The organism is Vibrio renipiscarius, assembly GCF_000827885.1.
Lineage (GTDB): Bacteria > Pseudomonadota > Gammaproteobacteria > Enterobacterales > Vibrionaceae > Vibrio > Vibrio renipiscarius.
In genome coordinates, this window is record NZ_JTKH01000021.1 from 1 (window position 1) to 18,028 (window position 18,028).

At 44.5% G+C, this 18,028-nt stretch carries 12 protein-coding genes, 1 rRNA gene and 1 other annotated feature; of the genes, 7 read left to right on the forward strand and 6 right to left on the reverse strand.

Annotated elements, in window-relative coordinates; translation table 11 throughout:
- The 4 genes from OJ16_RS11130 to rluD all read right to left on the reverse strand — a co-directional run.
- A 16S ribosomal RNA gene (locus tag OJ16_RS11130) occupies positions 1-814 on the reverse strand; the annotation flags it as partial.
- Between the two features lie 568 nt (positions 815-1,382).
- A complete protein-coding gene (gene clpB / locus OJ16_RS11135; RefSeq protein ID WP_040990660.1) occupies positions 1,383-3,956 on the reverse strand; it encodes an ATP-dependent chaperone ClpB in 2,574 nt (857 codons plus the stop codon).
- A 136-nt stretch (positions 3,957-4,092) separates the two neighbouring features.
- Positions 4,093-4,833, reverse strand: coding sequence for a peptidoglycan editing factor PgeF (pgeF, locus tag OJ16_RS11140; protein ID WP_040990662.1), 741 nt, complete (start codon positions 4,831-4,833; stop codon positions 4,093-4,095).
- A gap of 1 nt (position 4,834) precedes the next feature.
- Entirely contained in the window at positions 4,835-5,812 is a 978-nt protein-coding gene (rluD, locus tag OJ16_RS11145; protein WP_040990664.1) for a 23S rRNA pseudouridine(1911/1915/1917) synthase RluD, read from the reverse strand.
- Positions 5,813-5,942: 130 nt separating this feature from the next.
- On the opposite strand from rluD, the gene OJ16_RS11150 reads away from it, so the two are divergent.
- The 6 genes from OJ16_RS11150 (at position 5,943) to yjjX (ending at position 13,655) form a co-directional block, all read left to right on the forward strand.
- Positions 5,943-6,668, forward strand: a complete 726-nt coding sequence (locus OJ16_RS11150) for an outer membrane protein assembly factor BamD (protein ID WP_040990666.1) — start codon at positions 5,943-5,945, stop codon at positions 6,666-6,668.
- A gap of 195 nt (positions 6,669-6,863) precedes the next feature.
- Positions 6,864-8,303 carry an MltF family protein gene (locus tag OJ16_RS11155; RefSeq protein WP_040990668.1) on the forward strand — a complete coding sequence of 480 codons (1,440 nt, stop codon included), beginning with the start codon at positions 6,864-6,866 and terminating at the stop codon, positions 8,301-8,303.
- 412 nt (positions 8,304-8,715) lie between these two features.
- Positions 8,716-9,042, forward strand: a complete 327-nt coding sequence (gene hpf / locus OJ16_RS11160) for a ribosome hibernation-promoting factor, HPF/YfiA family (protein ID WP_040990670.1) — start codon at positions 8,716-8,718, stop codon at positions 9,040-9,042.
- A 106-nt stretch (positions 9,043-9,148) separates the two neighbouring features.
- Positions 9,149-9,270: a sequence feature (Phe leader region), on the forward strand.
- 13 nt (positions 9,271-9,283) lie between these two features.
- Entirely contained in the window at positions 9,284-10,462 is a 1,179-nt protein-coding gene (gene pheA / locus OJ16_RS11165; RefSeq protein ID WP_040990672.1) for a prephenate dehydratase, read from the forward strand.
- A gap of 348 nt (positions 10,463-10,810) precedes the next feature.
- On the forward strand, positions 10,811-13,156 hold the full coding sequence (locus OJ16_RS11170) for a putative bifunctional diguanylate cyclase/phosphodiesterase (RefSeq protein ID WP_040990674.1): 2,346 nt from the start codon (positions 10,811-10,813) through the stop codon (positions 13,154-13,156).
- Positions 13,122-13,655: an inosine/xanthosine triphosphatase gene (gene yjjX / locus OJ16_RS11175; RefSeq protein WP_040990676.1), complete on the forward strand. Its 534-nt coding sequence runs from the start codon at positions 13,122-13,124 to the stop codon at positions 13,653-13,655. Before OJ16_RS11170 ends, yjjX begins: the two co-directional genes overlap by 35 nt.
- Before the next feature lie 114 nt (positions 13,656-13,769).
- On the opposite strand, the gene trpR is transcribed toward yjjX, so the two are convergent.
- Positions 13,770-14,072 (reverse strand): trp operon repressor, encoded by a 303-nt coding sequence (trpR, locus tag OJ16_RS11180; protein ID WP_040990679.1) that lies wholly within the window; start codon positions 14,070-14,072, stop codon positions 13,770-13,772.
- 15 nt (positions 14,073-14,087) lie between these two features.
- Positions 14,088-16,043: a murein transglycosylase gene (sltY, locus tag OJ16_RS11185; protein WP_040990681.1), complete on the reverse strand. Its 1,956-nt coding sequence runs from the start codon at positions 16,041-16,043 to the stop codon at positions 14,088-14,090.
- Positions 16,044-16,296: 253 nt separating this feature from the next.
- Between sltY and ettA the strand changes: the two genes are divergently transcribed.
- Entirely contained in the window at positions 16,297-17,964 is a 1,668-nt protein-coding gene (ettA, locus tag OJ16_RS11190) for an energy-dependent translational throttle protein EttA (protein ID WP_040990683.1), read from the forward strand.
- The last annotated feature ends 64 nt before the right edge of the window (positions 17,965-18,028 follow it).

Below are 18,028 nucleotides of genomic sequence, written 5' to 3' on the forward strand. Positions count from 1 at the left end.
CGGCGTGGACTACGGGGGTAGCTAATCGTGTGTGCTCCCCACGCTTTCGCATCTGAGTGTCAGTGTCTGTCCAGGGGGCCGCCTTCGCCACCGGTATTCCTTCAGATCTCTACGCATTTCACCGCTACACCTGAAATTCTACCCCCCTCTACAGCACTCTAGTCCGCCAGTTTCAAATGCAATTCCGAGGTTGAGCCCCGGGCTTTCACATCTGACTTAACGAACCACCTGCATGCGCTTTACGCCCAGTAATTCCGATTAACGCTCGCACCCTCCGTATTACCGCGGCTGCTGGCACGGAGTTAGCCGGTGCTTCTTCTGTCGCTAACGTCAAACACCTACGCTATTAACGCAAATGCCTTCCTCACGACTGAAAGTACTTTACAACCCGAAGGCCTTCTTCATACACGCGGCATGGCTGCATCAGGCTTGCGCCCATTGTGCAATATTCCCCACTGCTGCCTCCCGTAGGAGTCTGGACCGTGTCTCAGTTCCAGTGTGGCTGATCATCCTCTCAGACCAGCTAGGGATCGTCGCCTTGGTGAGCCATTACCTCACCAACTAGCTAATCCCACCTGGGCTAATCTTAACGCGAGAGGCCCGAAGGTCCCCCTCTTTGGCCCGTAGGCATCATGCGGTATTAGCTATCGTTTCCAATAGTTATCCCCCACGTTAAGGCATATTCCCAGGCATTACTCACCCGTCCGCCGCTCGTCAGCAAAGAAAGCAAGCTTTCTTCCTGTTACCGCTCGACTTGCATGTGTTAGGCCTGCCGCCAGCGTTCAATCTGAGCCATGATCAAACTCTTCAATTTAAGATTTTGTCGGCTCAATGAATACTGACTTCAAAACTGTTCTTACCCGAAAGTAAGAAGTAATTTTAAAGCTATTACCATTCCAACAGAATGGTAATGAATTGACTGTGCCAAATAACTACAAGTAGCTATTTGTATTGGTCACTCAGTTCATTGAACCCAATTGTGTTTCCGAAGAAACAGTCATTGCCGCTCTTTTAAAAAAGCAGAATAACTTATTGGATTATCATCAACGAGTGCCCACACAGATTGATAGGTTTATATTGTTAAAGAGCTTTACCTCGAGAGTTACTCTCGAAGTGGACGGTCATTTTAGCGATATAACCTTTAGTGTCAAACACTTTTTAAGTTATTTCTCTGAAAGTTACCGAGGTAACCTAACCGCCTTCGTTGTCAGCAATTAAGCTTGGTTTCCCGTGACAACGGAAGCGAATTATAGGCAGTTTTAACTCGAACACAACCGTTTTTTCTATCGCAGGAATCGTTTGCGCGTTTTTCAATCAAAACACTCAAACAATCACCAACTCAGAACTGAATCGCGCCGTTTTTCTTCGATCTGTTCACGTTTCTACTGATGAGCAATGATTTGGTCATTGTTCACGAGTAACTTCACCGTTTTATCCGGAACGATTCTTCCAGACAAAATCGCTTTAGCAAGTGGATTCTCGACACTTTGCTGAATAGCCCGCTTCAAAGGTCGCGCCCCATACACTGGGTCAAATCCCACCTGAGCAATCAAATCGAGCGCTTTCTCAGACACTTCCATGCGATAGCCTCTTTCTTCCATGCGCTTAGATAGACGCAGTAGTTGAATCGCTGCAATCGATTTGATGTGGGCTTGTCCTAATGGGTGAAAGACAACACTCTCGTCCACACGATTTAAAAACTCTGGTCTGAAGTGCCTATTCACGACATCCATTACTTCATTTTTGATGCCTTGATAATCGAGTGCATGGAAATTCTCTTGGATTTGAGCCGATCCTAGATTGGAGGTCATGATGACGACGGTATTCCGAAAGTCGACAGTGCGACCTTGACCATCCGTTAGTCGGCCATCATCAAGAACTTGGAGTAAAATATTAAACACATCTGGATGCGCTTTTTCTACTTCATCTAATAAGATCACTGAATACGGCTTACGACGCACTGCCTCCGTTAAATAGCCGCCTTCTTCATATCCGACATACCCTGGAGGTGCACCGACTAAGCGCGCGACTGAATGCTTTTCCATAAACTCGGACATATCAATGCGCACCATGGCATCTTCACTATCAAACATGAAGGTTGCGAGTGTTTTGCATAGTTCGGTTTTACCCACACCGGTTGGCCCTAAAAATAGGAAGGAACCAATTGGCTTATTGGGATCAGACAAACCCGCTCGACTGCGGCGAATCGCGTTCGAGACCACTTCTACCGCTTCTTTTTGCCCAATCACACGCTTATGCAGCACTTGTTCCATACGCAACAGTTTTTCTTTTTCGGCTTCCAGCATTTTTGCTACAGGAATCCCGGTTTGCTTTGACAGTACATCCGCAATTTCGACGTCGGTGACCTTATTACGCAGTAAGGTCATCTCTTGCATTTCAGCTTGAGTGGCTAAATCAAGTTGTTTTTCTAATTCCGGAATACGACCGTATTGCAATTCGGACATGCGATTAAGATCGCCAGCTCGACGAGCAAATTCCATATCCATACGCGCTTGCTCTAACTCGGTTTTAATGTGCTGTGTACCCGATAACGCCGCTTTCTCCGCATTCCAGACTTCATCTAGCTCAGCAAAGTCACGCTCTTTTTCCTTGAGCTCGTTATTGAGCATTTCTAAGCGTTTTTCGCTCGCGTCATCGTGCTCATTCACTAACGCTTGCTGTTCTATTTTTAATTGAATGATTTTGCGTTCAAGCTTGTCGAGTGATTCCGGCTTAGAATCTATCTGCATACGAATACTCGATGCGGCTTCATCTATAAGATCGATCGCTTTATCTGGTAATTGACGATCAGAGACGTAACGATGGGATAGCGTCGCTGCCGCGACAATCGCAGGATCGGTAATTTCGACATGGTGATGCAATTCGTAGCGCTCTTTTAAACCACGTAAAATCGCGATGGTATCTTCCACGCTTGGCTCATCCACCAGCACTTTTTGGAATCGACGCTCTAATGCTGGGTCCTTCTCTATATACTTACGATATTCATCAAGTGTTGTCGCACCAACACAGTGAAGCTCTCCACGTGCAAGTGCAGGCTTTAACATATTTCCCGCATCCATCGAGCCTTCGCCTTTTCCGGCGCCGACCATGGTATGAATTTCATCAATAAAGAGAATGACATTGCCTTCTTCTTTAGATAATTCATTTAGCACTGACTTCAAGCGCTCTTCAAATTCGCCACGGTATTTTGCGCCCGCCACCAACGCGCCCATATCCAGTGAAAGAACACGGCGACCACGTAGTCCTTCCGGTACTTCGTTATTGATGATGCGTTGAGCTAATCCTTCAACGATGGCCGTTTTCCCTACACCGGGTTCACCGATAATCACCGGGTTATTTTTGGTACGACGCTGAAGAACTTGAATGGTGCGACGAATTTCATCGTCTCGACCTATCACAGGATCGAGCTTTCCTTGTTCGGCTCGTTCGGTCAGGTCAATGGTGAATTTTTCGAGAGCTTGGCGTAATTCCTCTGCGTTGGGATCGTTAACTTTTTGGCCGCCTCGAATCTTATCGATGGCTTCACCCAGTTTTTGCTCCGTTAAACCATTTTCTTTAAGCAATGCGCCCAAAGGACCACGATCTTCTATCGCGGCCAGCAAAAAAATTTCTGACGAGATATACGAGTCTTGACGCTTTTGAGCGACTTTGTCACACAAATTGAACAACGCGCCCATACCACCAGACAATTGAACATCGCCACCAATACCACTGACTTTAGGGAGTCGATCTAACATCTCACTCAATTTTGAACGCAATTGGGTGAAATCGATATTTAACATCGTCAGTAATGGGCGGATTGGACTGCCATTTTGATCCATCAGCGCAACCATCAAATGCACCGGCTCTATATATTGATGGTCGCGACCCAATGCTAACGACTGCGCATCAGAAATAGCGATTTGAAACTTGCTAGTAAATCTATCGAGACGCATACCAACCTTCCTAAAATCAATCAAAAATTCTAATAATTACTATGCAAGATGGCTGCTAAATTGTGGATTTTCAAGAGGGAAAAATGAAAAAGGCTGACACGAGGTCAGCCTTTAAATAAAACATTGGAAAACAAAACTATTCTATCCAGATGAAACTAGCAAAACGCCCAGTGACACCATCGCGACGATAAGAATAAAATTGTTCTGAATTAGAATAAGTACACAATCCACTGGCAAAAACTTGAGTTACCCCTAAGGCATTCAAGCGTTGTGTTGCCAGTAGCTCCATGTTTGCCCACCATTTCCCAGATTGACCTGTCGATTTGAACGCCATCATTGCTTGAGAGTCTGCATCACAAAATGCTTGTCGTACATCTTCCCCAACCTCAAATGCCGTTGAACCAATCGCAGGACCCAGCCAAGCAATTACATTGCTATTGCTTACATCGTGCTCAAACATTGCAACTGCATTTTCAATGATGCCGTTGGCCAAACCGCGCCACCCTGCATGTACCGCTGAAACTTGAGTACCTTGTGCATTCGTAAGAAGTACCGGTAAACAGTCTGCGGTCATTGCAGAAATCACCACTCCCTTATTGGATGTTACTAGCCCATCCGCATTGAGAGGTGTATCGATTGGCGAACTCACCCTTTGCACAACTGTTGAGTGTGTTTGGTTGAGCCAAATCGGCGCAGAAGGCATCTCTGCTTTCTGCGTTAAATACTGGCGGTTCTTTAAAACCGTATCGAGATTATCCCCAACGTGGCTACCTAGGTTTAATCCTTGATAGCACTTTGTTGAAAAGCCGCCAAGTCGTGTTGACGCAATGGCCTTCACATTTTTGGGAGCATTCCACTTAGGGACAATCCACGACATATTAGTAGTCTTCTTCTAAACCATGTTCAAGCGTGTCTTGACGAAGTGCTTCCGTCAAAATAACCATATCTTCTGGTACTGGCGCGTGGAACTCAAGTTCCTCTCCCGTTACTGGGTGAGCGAATTTCAGCATCACAGCGTGTAGCGCCTGACGATCAAATTGACGGATCATATCTGTCAACTCTTGGCTTGCCCCTGACGGGATACGAGCACGACCACCGTACGCAGTATCACCTAGCAATGGATGTTGCAGGTAAGACATGTGTACACGAATTTGGTGAGTACGACCTGTTTCTAGACGTAAACGAATACGCGTGTGTTCACGGAAATGCTCCGCTACACGATAATGCGTAGCCGCCGGTTTACCCATTGGGCTTACCGCCATCAAAGTGCGTTTGGTTGAGTGGCGACCAATTGGTTGCTCAATCTTACCGCCCGCAGTCATACGCCCGATAGCAATCGCTTCGTATTCACGCGTAATGTTGCGCTTTTGCAAAGCGCGCACCAAATGCGTTTGTGCAGGCACGGTTTTAGCCACGACCATAAGGCCCGTCGTGTCTTTATCCAAACGGTGAACAATACCCGCTCGTGGCACTTCCGCGATATCAGGGTAGTGATACAACAGCGCATTTAACACTGTACGATCAGGTGTACCTGCTCCTGGATGAACCACAAAGCCTCGCGGCTTGTTCATTACGATAATGTCATCATCTTCATATACGATATCCAGAGGAATATCTTGCGCTTCCCAGCGCTCTTCATCTTCAAGTTCCGCTTGCAGGATGATGACTTCGCCGCCCATAACTCGAGTACGCGGTTTGGTGATCACTTCACCATTCACTTGTACTTTACCCGCAAGTAACCACTCTTTTAGACGTGAGCGAGAAAAATCGGCAAAAATTTCGGCGATAGCTTGATCAAGTCTTTGACCTAATTGGCTATCTTTTACTGTGTTAGTTAATTCAATCTGCTGAGCCATATCGAACTTTTTCAAAAACTGTGGGACTAATTGCCGACAGTGTGGAAGAATATTGATCCATTGTATCTGCTACCGGCATAAAAGTAACGGAAGCGACAAAATTATTTACTTCAAGGAATAGAATCCTGACATGAAACAGCATACTTTATCTGGATTATTGGCATTAACATTACTCGTAGGCTGCTCAAGCAGCGAAGAGATTGTTCCAGATGTTCCACCTTCAGAGCTGTACTCTGAAGCTCAGGTGTTATTGCAAGACGGTAGCTGGACAACAGCCATTGAAAAACTCGAAGCATTAGATTCTCGCTACCCTTTTGGTGCCTATTCAGAGCAAGTTCAACTCGATCTTATCTACGCCTACTATAAAAATGATGACCTCGCATTGGGCTTAGCCACCATTGAACGCTTTATTCGTCTAAACCCTACGCATGAGAAGTTAGACTGGGTATTGTATATGCGTGGATTAAGCCACATGGCTCAAGATCGCAATTTTATGCATGATGTCTTTAATATGGACCGTAGTGATCGCGATCCAGAGCCGGTTAAAGCGGCCTTTGCGGATTTCAAAAAATTACTTGAGCGATACCCAGCCAGTCCATATGCCGAAGATTCTCAAAAACGCATGTACTCACTCAAGAATCGTCTTGCTGAATATGACCTCGCCACCGCCGATTTCTATTTACGCCGTGAAGCATGGATTGCAGCAATCAATCGTTGCCAGGAATTACAGAAAACGTATCCAGACACAGAAGCTGCACGCAAATCGTTGGACATTCAGTTAGCGGCTTATGAAGAATTAGGCTTAGATGAGGCGATTGAACGCACGCGCCAACTAATCGAGCTTAATCCGCAGTAATTAAAATATAAAAACCGCTTAACTCTAAGCGGTTTTTTTCTCTCTATTTCATGATCAATTCACGAACAATGCCTTCATTGACAAGTACGATCATGCACTCTCTCTCGGTAACAAACTAACTCGCCAATTTCATTCCTTTCTTGTTTAGAGCGCGTCAGCGACTACCTTTAAATAAAGAGACCAATAGGTGAGCGAATGATTCGAGCATTATCCATCACGCTACTACTGATACTACTACCACTCCAAGCATGGGCTATCTCACTCGCACCACTGCAAAAAGAACCGCACACAGGCGATTTATCCGTCTTGGAGAAAAAAGGACTCATACGCGTCTTAGTGTCCGCTGATCTCGGTTTTTACTATATTGAAGCAGGACAACCCAAAGGCATAATTGCGGAGTTACTTTATGATTTTGAAAAACAACTCAAACAAAGGTCTTCTTACTTCAACCTTCAAGTCATCCCGGTTAACCGTAACGAGTTAATCCCTTCGTTAGAGAAAGGCTATGGTGATCTTGTTGTCGCCAACCTGACCATTACAGAACCGCGCAAAAAGAGCATTTCATTTAGCGAACCGATTCTTAAAGATATCCAAGAGTGGATCATTACCTCGAAAAAAACACCACAGCTCTACGACATATCTCAATTAAGCGGAAAGGATGTCTGGGTAAGAAAAAGCTCGAGTTACTATGAAAGCTTACAAAAAGTGAACCAACGCTTACATACCCTTAATAAGCCATTGCTGAACATTCGCCTCATTGATGAAACGCTTCAAGATATTGAGATCATCGAACTGGTCAATCAAGGCCATATTAATGCCACTGTATTAGACAGCCACAAAAGTAAACTCTGGATAGACGTCATGGATGATATCCATGCGCACAAGCAATTGCCTTTACGAAGTGATGGTGAAATTGCCTGGGCGATGCGCCAAAATAGTCCGCAATTAAAAGCTTTAGTTGATCAATATCTTACTGAATATCGTTCAGGCACTTTGTTAGGAAATGTCATTTACGGCAAATATCTAGGGGACAGCCGTTGGTTAAAGAAAATCCTCAACCCTAAAAACATTCAACAATTGAAAAGCCTATCAAAACTCTTCAATCAATACTCTGCGCAATATAACTTTGACCCCTTGATGATTTCGGCTCAAAGTTTTCAAGAATCCGGACTGGATCAAAGTAAGGTGTCACATCAAGGCGCAGTAGGGATCATGCAAGTGCTGCCCAGCACCGCCCGTGATCCAAACGTTAATATTCCCAATATCAACAAATTAGAAAATAACATCCACGCCGGAGTGAAATACCTGCGTTTTCTCAAAGATCGCTATTTCAGTGACGACGCCATCACCGCCGATAACCAAGTGTACTTCTCTTTAGCCGCTTACAATGCCGGCCCTGGGAACATTCGGAAAATGCGACGCCTTGCGGAGAAGCAGGGGTATGATCCGAACGTATGGTTTAAAAATGTAGAAATTATTGCTCGACGAAACATTGGGCGAGAGCCGGTCCACTACGTATCAAATATCAACCGCTACTTCATTATCTATAAACAACTCGCCGCCTTGCAGGAAATGCGCGACGCCGCCAATGATAAAAAACTCAACCCCATGCTTTTTCCCATTGAAATGAAGTAAGCAAAGATTGATATATGCAGAAATGATATTCGAGGTGTAGCCGCGAACCTAAATCGGGTTTCAGATTTAACAACCTAGCGTTCGTAATGAAGGTAACAATGAAAGTTATCGCAAAAAAGCGTGCTGAATATCACAGAGATTGGCTGGGCAAGGATTGAACAACACTTTTATTTAGGCCGTACTTAGTCACTAAAAAGCGAATGATTTTTAGCAAAGTACCCTTACCAATCTATAGCCTTTTTTGACTTTCTCAAGCAATTTCGACGTTCTAACTAGGGACTCTTTGAGTTGGATCACAATTGAACCTGAACCTAAGAAACCCTCCCAAAATAGTGATATGGATCACATTCTTTTAAGCTCAAATCATTAATCTGGAGTTAACCCATGAGGGATGACACAGAGGAAAGCATTTATGAAAGCAAACATCACTGGTAAAAACATCGACATCACCTCTGCAATCCGTGAGCATATTGAGAGCAAATTTAAAAAGCTTGAAAAATGGCAAGTTGACATCATTGGCTGCCAAGCGAGCATCAGCGAAGAACCAAGTAAACAGAAAAAATTTGAAGCGGTGATTACCGTACCAAAAGGAAAACTGGTTGCTTCTGCTATCCATGAAGATTTATACGCTGCCGTTAATGAGGTAGAACAAAAACTAGAACGTCAGCTGAATAAACTACGCCACAAGCCTGAAGCACGTCGAACCGACAAGCCAGAGCTTGAAGAAGAAGTAGAATAAACTAACGATTGAATAGAGATAGCGCCGAAAGGCGCTATTTTTTTTCTTGACGCTGAAAACTCGGTTGCTTATTGTGTTGAAGAACCAACAAAGAGATTGTTTATATGCCCCTCACCCCTCTGTTCTTTTTTGACTTGTTTTTTCTCCAATAAACTTGGAGGCAGACTCGTTTTAGAAAGGTAAGTCAAAAACGAACAGAAAGCCTCCCTATCGGGAGGTTTTTTTATGTAAGGAAATTCAGATGACTGAACAAAAATACTCGCTTGATGAGATTCGTATTCGACTCAATGAGCTTGACGATAACCTGCTACAACTCCTGTCTGAGCGACGCAAGATGAGTATTGAAGTAGCCAAAAGCAAAGTTCAGACATCAAAGCCAGTACGAGATGCCGAACGCGAACAACAGCTTTTGGTTAAACTCATCAATAATGGCCTTGATAAGTACAACCTAGATGCGCAATACATTACAAAGTTATTTCATACCATTATTGAAGACTCAGTATTATTACAGCAATCGTATCTGCAAAACTTGGCCAATCCGGAACTCAGCAGGAAACCGCTGGCCCGCGTTGCCTTTTTAGGCGCCAAAGGTTCTTACTCTCATTTAGCCAGCCGTGAGTTTTTCAGCCGAAAAAACACCGAGCTTATCGAACTCAACTGTGAAGGCTTTAAAGAGGTCGCGAATACGGTTGAATCTGGCCATGCCGATTATGGTGTATTGCCTATCGAGAATACGAGTTCTGGGTCGATCAATGAAGTGTATGATTTACTGCAGCATACGACTCTGTATATCGTTGGAGAACTCACGCTGCCGATTGAACACTGCTTGGTCGCCACTGAAGAGATTCGTTTAGAGAATCTCACCACCCTGTATTCGCATCCACAGCCTCACCAGCAATGCAGTGAGTTCCTCGGGCGCCTAAAAGGTATTGAACTTAAAACCTGCGCCAGTACCGCCGATGCGATGCAAATGGTGCGCGAACTCAATCGCCCTGATGTCGCTGCCATTGGCAATGCTTCTTCAGGGAAGATATACGGCCTACAGCCGATCAAAGGGAATATTGCCAATCAAACCGAAAACCACACCCGCTTTATCGTTGTTGCGCGAAAAGCCGTTGAAGTGTCTCCACAAATACCCGCGAAAACCACGCTGATCATGTCGACATCACAAGCGGCGGGCTCGTTGGTTGCCACACTGCTCGTATTGCAACGCTATGGCATTAACATGACCAAGTTGGAATCTCGCCCTATCATGGGAAATCCTTGGGAAGAGATGTTTTATGTGGATGTAGAAACGCACTTAGATTCAGAAGCGATGCAAAATGCATTACTGGAACTCACTAAAATCACCAAACACCTAAAAGTTCTTGGCTGTTATCCAAGTGAGAATGTAAAACCGACACAGGTGCAGTTAGGCTAACCCTCCAATCGCTCACTGGGGTGATAAAACGCCCTTACATAAAATACCGCGCAAAGGTCCACCTCTTGTGCAGTATTTTATTTTCTCGGCCATTAATCCCAATGAATACACACCACTCAAGCGCTTTTATCCCTTTAATTTAAGATCTCATAACCACTGCAAAAAATGCAATCGACATCAAAGCTGCAACCCTCCAGCCGAAGTGCCGTAAACCAGTGTTTCAATGAGACATAAATGATGCATTATTAACCTCAATGAAATATTCATCGAGCAGAGTAAGATTGGCAACGCTCTCTCGAACAAGAATATTATTTCTCAGGCACGTTACTAATCCCATATTGAAGCATCATGAAACTCAACACTAGAGTCTTATTATTGGTTGCTCCTGTAGTTTTGCTCAGCGCCGCTCTCTCGAGCTACAGTATTTATCACAGCCAAAAAGACGCCATCATAAAAAGAGAGAATAGTTACCTGCAGCTCACTATGGCGAAATTAGCGGGGCACTTCCGCCATTCCTATACACTGATACATAATTACTCTTCCACGCTAACTGAAAGTGATATGGTTCGTCGCTATTTGCACCAAAAAACCAATCCATTTAGAGAAATAGAATTCAAAAATGGCGTGCAGCAAACCATTTCTTCTTTGCGCTCCATCTCTCAAGATACGGTTGGCGTCGCAATTCTAGATAACCAGCGCCAGGCGCAATTTTATGTCGATAACCAAAATGACCCTTTAAAAGAAATCGACACCTTGGCTTTAGAGTATGTCGAACATATCTATCAAACTTCCGGTGCAAATGAACACATAGGATTGAGTAAGAATGAACAGGGGCAAAATATATTAGTCAGCTATCACGTGCTCAACCCTAGTACGGAGTCCGCCCCCTTAAGCCAGTACAAAAAACACCCCTACTTCTTGGTGGTCTACTTAACGTTAAAGCCCTTCGACCAACTCATGCACCTGATTGAATTTGATAATGACAGTTCCATTTTTTTTACCAATGAACACGTCAGTAAAGATGGCTTAACGCAATCTATAGAACTGAAATCCAACCTTTTTGCCACCCTTGACCCTGCCCAGTATTTATTGGCTGAAAAGCTCAAAACGATTGAGCATAAATTACTGCTTTCTTTTGGTGCTTCGTCGATTGCCACATTAGCGATTTTATTTTTCTTACTTTATCGCCACGTGATTAGTCCTATCGCCAAACTGGATAAGCAATTGCTTGATGTGGAACTGCATAAAAGAAGTAATATAGAGAAACTGCCTAACTCTGATGAGATCGGTCGGCTATCGAAACGCATTTATGATATGTATCAAGAATTGCATTCCAGCTATCAAAAAACCAAAATACTTGCAGAAAACGACCATCTCACCGGGTTAGCGAATCGCTATCAATTTCAATCGAGTGTTGAAAAGAAATTCACCAAACACAAAAACCAACACCACGCCTGGATGCTTTATATCGACCTCGATAACTTCAAGTACGTGAATGACAAATACGGTCATAACGTGGGCGATAACCTACTCATTAATTTTGCTCACCACATCAAAGAAACTTGTCACGATTGGAAGAAGAGATACCCAGTCAAATGCATGCCTTCCCGATTATCCGGGGATGAATTTGCCATTTTCATCACCTCCTTCCAGCAAAATCACTATGCCGAGTCATTGGCTGAAGCGATTTTAGAACCGTTGCTAAGCAGTGAGTTATCCCCTTTAGGCAACTTTCCTATTACGGCTAGCATAGGGATCGCGACATACCCAAGAGATGGCGATAATTTTGCCACCTTGCTATCCAATGCTGATACCGCAATGTACCAAGCGAAACGTGCGGGAAAAAATCAGATTTCCTATTACTCGCAAGCCTTAGATAAAACGGTCCGTCGACGAACTCAAATTGAGAGAGCCTTACGTAGCGGTGAGTTTGATAAAGAGTTTTCGTTGCAATATCAGCCCTATTACAACCGAACGGGTGAGAAAATAATGGGCGTAGAGGCATTACTGCGTTGGCACTCCCCTAAATTAGGCAAAGTCAATCCGGCCGAATTTATTCCCATTTCCGAGCAAACGGGGATTTTTAGCAATATTGACCGATGGGTGATAGAGCAAGCCTTTCAAGATTTCGCCCAACTCCAATCGTTCTTTGACTACGATGTGCAGCTGTCGATCAACCTCTCGTCCGCTGAACTTGATTCCAACCAATTAGCTCGTTACATAAAAACGATGGCAGACCAATATCACGTAGAGCCTCAGCTGATTGATTTTGAAATCACAGAGACCTTCGCTACGGATTCTCAAAGCTATTCTTTGTTACATGAACTCTCAACGATGGGCTTCAAGCTCGCCATTGATGATTTTGGTTCAGGCTATACATCTATCACTCAGCTTGTAGAATACCCAGTACAAAAAATTAAACTGGACCGCGAATTCTTAGAAACACTGATTAAAACGAACAACCGAAAAGTCGTGAAACCATTAGTGGAGCTTTGTCACTCACAATCAATGATTGTCACGGCAGAGGGGATTGAATCAGAAGATATGCATACATGGCTTGCTGATAACCACTGTGACTACATGCAAGGCTATTACCTTTCTCCCCCGGTTGATCTTATTCAGTTAGAGAAGTTCGCGTCGATAAAAAAGGCTAAGGAATATGTCCCAACTGACCGTTATTGTCGCTTCGCTTAACCCAGCTAAGATTAACGCAGTAAAAAGCGCTTTCAGCGCGGTTTTCCCTCAACAATCGTTTGATTTTGTTGGCGTGAGTGTACCAAGTGGTGTTGCTGAACAACCCATTACCAATGCAGAAACCCATCAAGGTGCAAGAAATCGTGTCGCTCATGCCAAACAAGCACAGCCTCAAGGCGATTTTTATGTCGGGCTTGAAGCCGGAATTGAAGATGCCACCACGTTTGCTTGGATGGTGATTGAATCCGATACTCAGCGAGGCGAATCTCGGTCAGCAAGTATGATGCTACCGCCAAAGGTGGCCGATCAACTCTCTCAAGAAGTGGAGTTAGGTACCGTTATGGACCATGTCTTTGGCACCACCAATATAAAACAGAAAGGTGGAGCCATTGGTGTTCTTACCCAGCATCAACTGACCCGAAGTTCGGTTTATCACCAAGCATTAATCATGGCCTTAATTCCGTTTATCAACCCAGACCATTACCCTGAAAATCTCTAAAGAATAAACACGCCGGTACGCTTAACTTAGCGACTCACTCTTGGTCAGTTTCAGGGGTAATAAAAAAGGTGCAATAAGCACCTTTTTTGTCTCTTGGTAATGTTCCCAAAAATATTAGCGTTCTTGTGCGTCCAATAAATCTGAGATCACCTGTTTTTCTTGAGTGCTCTTTGACTTAAGTTCATTTGAACCGCGAGTAATCGTCGCCACGCCAACACCAAGCAACTGGCTAATCTGGCGCTGAGATAAATCGCCTTTAAGCAATTCACGACAAATATTCACCCGAGCCACCAACGCTTCTCTTTCATCGGGCGTTAACAGCATCGTCAACAATACTTCATGCTGCCCTGTTTCAGAGCTGTGTTTAATCAAATCTAAGATTTGTTGCCAGTCTTGATACTCAGGTTGTTGTGACATTCTTTGCGTGCTCACTTAGTACTTTATTGTCATTTCATGTGGATTAAGGAAGGCGCCATCAACGTCTAATAAAACACGATAGTACGTTTCAAACATCAAAATGTTTTGCACATAGCCACGGGTTTCATTAAAAGGAATCGCTTCAATAAATGCATAAGCATCCAGTTTTTCTTGCGTTCTTCCACGCCACGTTTTAACTCGTCCAGGGCCTGCATTATACGCGGCAAATGCAAAAACTCGATTGTTATCGTATTTATCCAATAGGCTTTGTAAGTAACGACTGCCTATCTCAATATTTTTATCCACTTGGTACAAATCACTTACGCCATCATAGCCCAGGTCATATTTTCGCGCGGTGTATTTCGCCGTCGTCGGCATAATCTGCATGACGCCTCTTGCCCCAACCGGTGATCTTGCTTCAATATCCATGGCACTTTCTTGGCGAGCCAATGACATCAGCGTAATTGGATCAACATTGTGTTTTTTGCCATAGAAATTAAACCACCAGCGATGCGCTAAAGGAAAACGTAGTTTTAAATTCCCCCATTGCTTTGCCTGAATAGTCGCAACAACCGTCAGGTGGTGCCAACGCTTTTGCGCGGCATACGCTGAAAGCATTTGTTTCTGTGGCAACGTTGCTTCACTCAATAGATGACGCCATTCGCTTTTTGCGGCGGCAATTTTATCGCGAGCAATTAACTCTTGAATGCGTAGTAATGATTTAGTGAAAGGCTGAACAACCGATGGTTGAAATGCCAATGAGGTTTGAGGGAAAACCACCGGACGGTTGAGCGCATCTGCCGCCGCAACACTGTAGAAATTACGCTCTCCAAGAATCGCCTCTAAACGCTGATTGCCTTGTTTCGCATTCCCTAATTCAACCTCTGCACGAGCAAGCCAATATTGCCAACGTAACGTCTCTTTTTGCTTCGCGGGTAATCGTTCTATCCAATCAACAACACCTTGCCAGTCAGCATCTTGCAGTGCCAAACGAACACGACGCTCTTTCAACTTAATGCTTTCTGTTGTGGCAATTTGATCGTCTCGCCAGTCAAGCAAAGAGCGCACATCCGTCGTGTTAAATAAACGGAAGGCGATGTAATCAGCTAACCGCTGAGCTTGCTCTTGTGACAATTTCTGCCCATCAACGACGATCTCCCAAGCCTGCTGAGCTTGTTCGACGTTTTTACGCGCTAATTTTTTTAACGCCATCTCACTTTGCTGACGATGAAAATCATCCGCCGGTTGTTTTTTTGCAAACGCCGCTACGTTTTCAGGTTTGTTGAACAAAGCCATCATGTCATTAGCTTGTTGCTTAGCGTTGTCTGAAGACAGTTGTTTCGCAAGGTATTTGAGTAATCCGCCATTACGCGCTTCGAACGACAAGAGCATTCGTTGCAAAATTTTTTCATCCGTTCGCAAGCCCGCTTTTTCCCAGGCTTTAAATAGCGGATCACAAGCATCAGAGACACTATCGCCACTTAGCCATAACGTTTCTGCGCCTTTGAACGCAAGCGTGCGATTGCCCGTTTGGTACTGTGCGTTGTAGTAATGGCATTGATACTGCTCACCACGAGGTAAGTCAGTCTGAAACTCAATTAACGTTTGCCACTGTTTGTTTCGAGCAAGCATATCAATGTACGGCGCACGAATACGCTTCGAAAACGGAAAACGTTGGTGTTGCTCGATAAAGCGTTCGACCTGAGCAGGAGACTGATCTTTTAGCGTCACCAGGAAGCTTCGATAATCGACATAAGGCGTTAATGGATAATTGGCAATTTGATCACGCATCTCGCGATACTGCTCGACGTTTTTTTGATCCAATAACTGCTGTGCTTGATCGTACAACGCACGTTGTTCGTCTAAATTCGTTGGGCTCGCGGCCATTCCATTGGCGCTATAGGCAACGGTTGATAACGTGCATAACGATAAAGAAAGGGGATACAGCGCCTTGATTAACCTTGATGTCATAAATTCTCGTCCTGATGAGAAACGATAGATTGAAATGCTATTAAGACCATTCTAATAAGTTCTGTAAAGCATATAGATGTAAATAATATTTATTTCATCTAAGTGTGACACATTTAGAAAATCCCGCATCAACACAAAGTAAATTCTACCCACGCGTCATTTCCAGAACCCAATAAACATCATAGGTAACAAAGCAAGATTTGTTGGTGTAAAATAGCGCTTTATGTGTAACGCAATTTAGGAACGATCGGCAATGGCTGAATACGTATATACCATGTCGCGGGTGAGCAAAATTGTGCCTCCAAAGCGTCAAATTCTAAAAGACATTTCTCTAAGCTTCTTCCCTGGTGCCAAAATTGGTGTACTTGGCCTGAATGGTTCTGGTAAATCAACATTATTGCGTATCATGGCTGGCCTCGATACCGATATTGATGGCGAAGCTCGCCCTCAAACAGGATTAAATGTAGGTTACCTTCCACAAGAACCTGTATTGGATGAATCAAAAACAGTTCGAGAGATCGTTGAAGAAGCCGTTTCTGATGTAGCAGGCGCACTCACACGTTTAGATGCCGTTTACGCTGCATACGCAGAAGAGAATGCCGACTTTGATGCGCTCGCAAAAGAGCAAGGCGAGCTTGAAGCTCTCATCCAAGCAAAAGATGGCCACAATCTTGAGAATGCGCTTGAGCGCGCAGCGAATGCATTGCGCCTTCCTGAATGGGATCAAAAAATTGAACACTTGTCGGGTGGTGAACGCCGTCGTGTTGCAATTTGCCGCCTGTTACTTGAAATGCCAGACATGCTGCTTCTCGATGAACCAACCAACCACTTGGATGCGGAATCTGTGGCTTGGCTTGAACGCTTCCTCGTTGATTATACCGGTACTGTCGTTGCCATTACGCACGACCGTTACTTCTTAGATAACGCCGCAGGTTGGATTCTAGAGCTTGACCGTGGCGAAGGTATTCCATGGCAAGGCAACTACACCTCATGGCTAGAGCAAAAAGATGAACGTCTAAAGCAAGAATCATCGCAAGAAAATGCTCGTCAAAAAACCATTGAGAAAGAACTGGAATGGGTACGTAAGAACCCGAAAGGTCGCCAAGCAAAATCCAAAGCGCGTATGGCTCGCTTTGAAGAACTGCAAAATACCGATCACCAGAAACGTAATGAGACCAACGAACTGTTTATCCCGCCTGGTGAACGTTTAGGCGACAAAGTGCTCGAAGTAAACAACCTAACGAAATCATTTGATGGCCGCGTCCTGATCGACAACTTGTCGTTCAGCATGCCTAAAGGCGCCATCGTGGGTATCGTGGGTGCTAACGGTGCAGGTAAATCAACGCTATTTAAAATTCTAAGTGGCGCAGAACAACCTGATTCAGGCAGCATTGAACTGGGTGAAACCGTGAAATTGGCATCGGTTGATCAGTTCCGTGACAGCATGGACGACAAGAAAACCGTATTCCAAGAGATTTCTGAAGGTGCGGATATTATTAAGATCAACAACTTTGAAATCCCAGCACGCGCATACTGCTCTCGCTTTAACTTCAAAGGCTCTGACCAACAGAAAATCATCGGTGATTTGTCCGGTGGTGAGCGCAACCGTGTTCACCTTGCAAAACTGCTTAAAGCTGGCGGCAACGTATTGCTACTGGATGAACCAACCAACGATCTAGACGTTGAAACATTGCGTGCACTTGAAGAAGCACTGCTTGAATTCCCTGGCTGTGCCATGGTTATCTCGCACGACCGCTGGTTCCTTGACCGTATCGCAACACACATCATCGACTACCGTGACGAAGGCCAAGTAAACTTCTACGAAGGTAACTACTCTGAGTACATGGATTGGTTGAAGAAGACGTTGGGCCCTGAAGCGGCTGAACCTCATCGCATCAAATACAAGCGTATTTCTAAGTAATCCCGTTACTTGCGGACTCATTGCGTTCGCTTATGGCTTTATTAGACGCTTGAATTTCACTCAA

Coding starts and splice junctions, on each gene's coding strand:
- clpB (WP_040990660.1), bottom strand. CDS start 3,956: ATGCGTCTCGATAGATTTACTAGCAAGTTTCAAATCGCTATTTCTGAT.
- pgeF (WP_040990662.1), bottom strand. CDS start 4,833: ATGTCGTGGATTGTCCCTAAGTGGAATGCTCCCAAAAATGTGAAGGCC.
- rluD (WP_040990664.1), bottom strand. CDS start 5,812: ATGGCTCAGCAGATTGAATTAACTAACACAGTAAAAGATAGCCAATTA.
- OJ16_RS11150 (WP_040990666.1), top strand. CDS start 5,943: ATGAAACAGCATACTTTATCTGGATTATTGGCATTAACATTACTCGTA.
- OJ16_RS11155 (WP_040990668.1), top strand. CDS start 6,864: ATGATTCGAGCATTATCCATCACGCTACTACTGATACTACTACCACTC.
- hpf (WP_040990670.1), top strand. CDS start 8,716: ATGAAAGCAAACATCACTGGTAAAAACATCGACATCACCTCTGCAATC.
- pheA (WP_040990672.1), top strand. CDS start 9,284: ATGACTGAACAAAAATACTCGCTTGATGAGATTCGTATTCGACTCAAT.
- OJ16_RS11170 (WP_040990674.1), top strand. CDS start 10,811: ATGAAACTCAACACTAGAGTCTTATTATTGGTTGCTCCTGTAGTTTTG.
- yjjX (WP_040990676.1), top strand. CDS start 13,122: ATGTCCCAACTGACCGTTATTGTCGCTTCGCTTAACCCAGCTAAGATT.
- trpR (WP_040990679.1), bottom strand. CDS start 14,072: ATGTCACAACAACCTGAGTATCAAGACTGGCAACAAATCTTAGATTTG.
- sltY (WP_040990681.1), bottom strand. CDS start 16,043: ATGACATCAAGGTTAATCAAGGCGCTGTATCCCCTTTCTTTATCGTTA.
- ettA (WP_040990683.1), top strand. CDS start 16,297: ATGGCTGAATACGTATATACCATGTCGCGGGTGAGCAAAATTGTGCCT.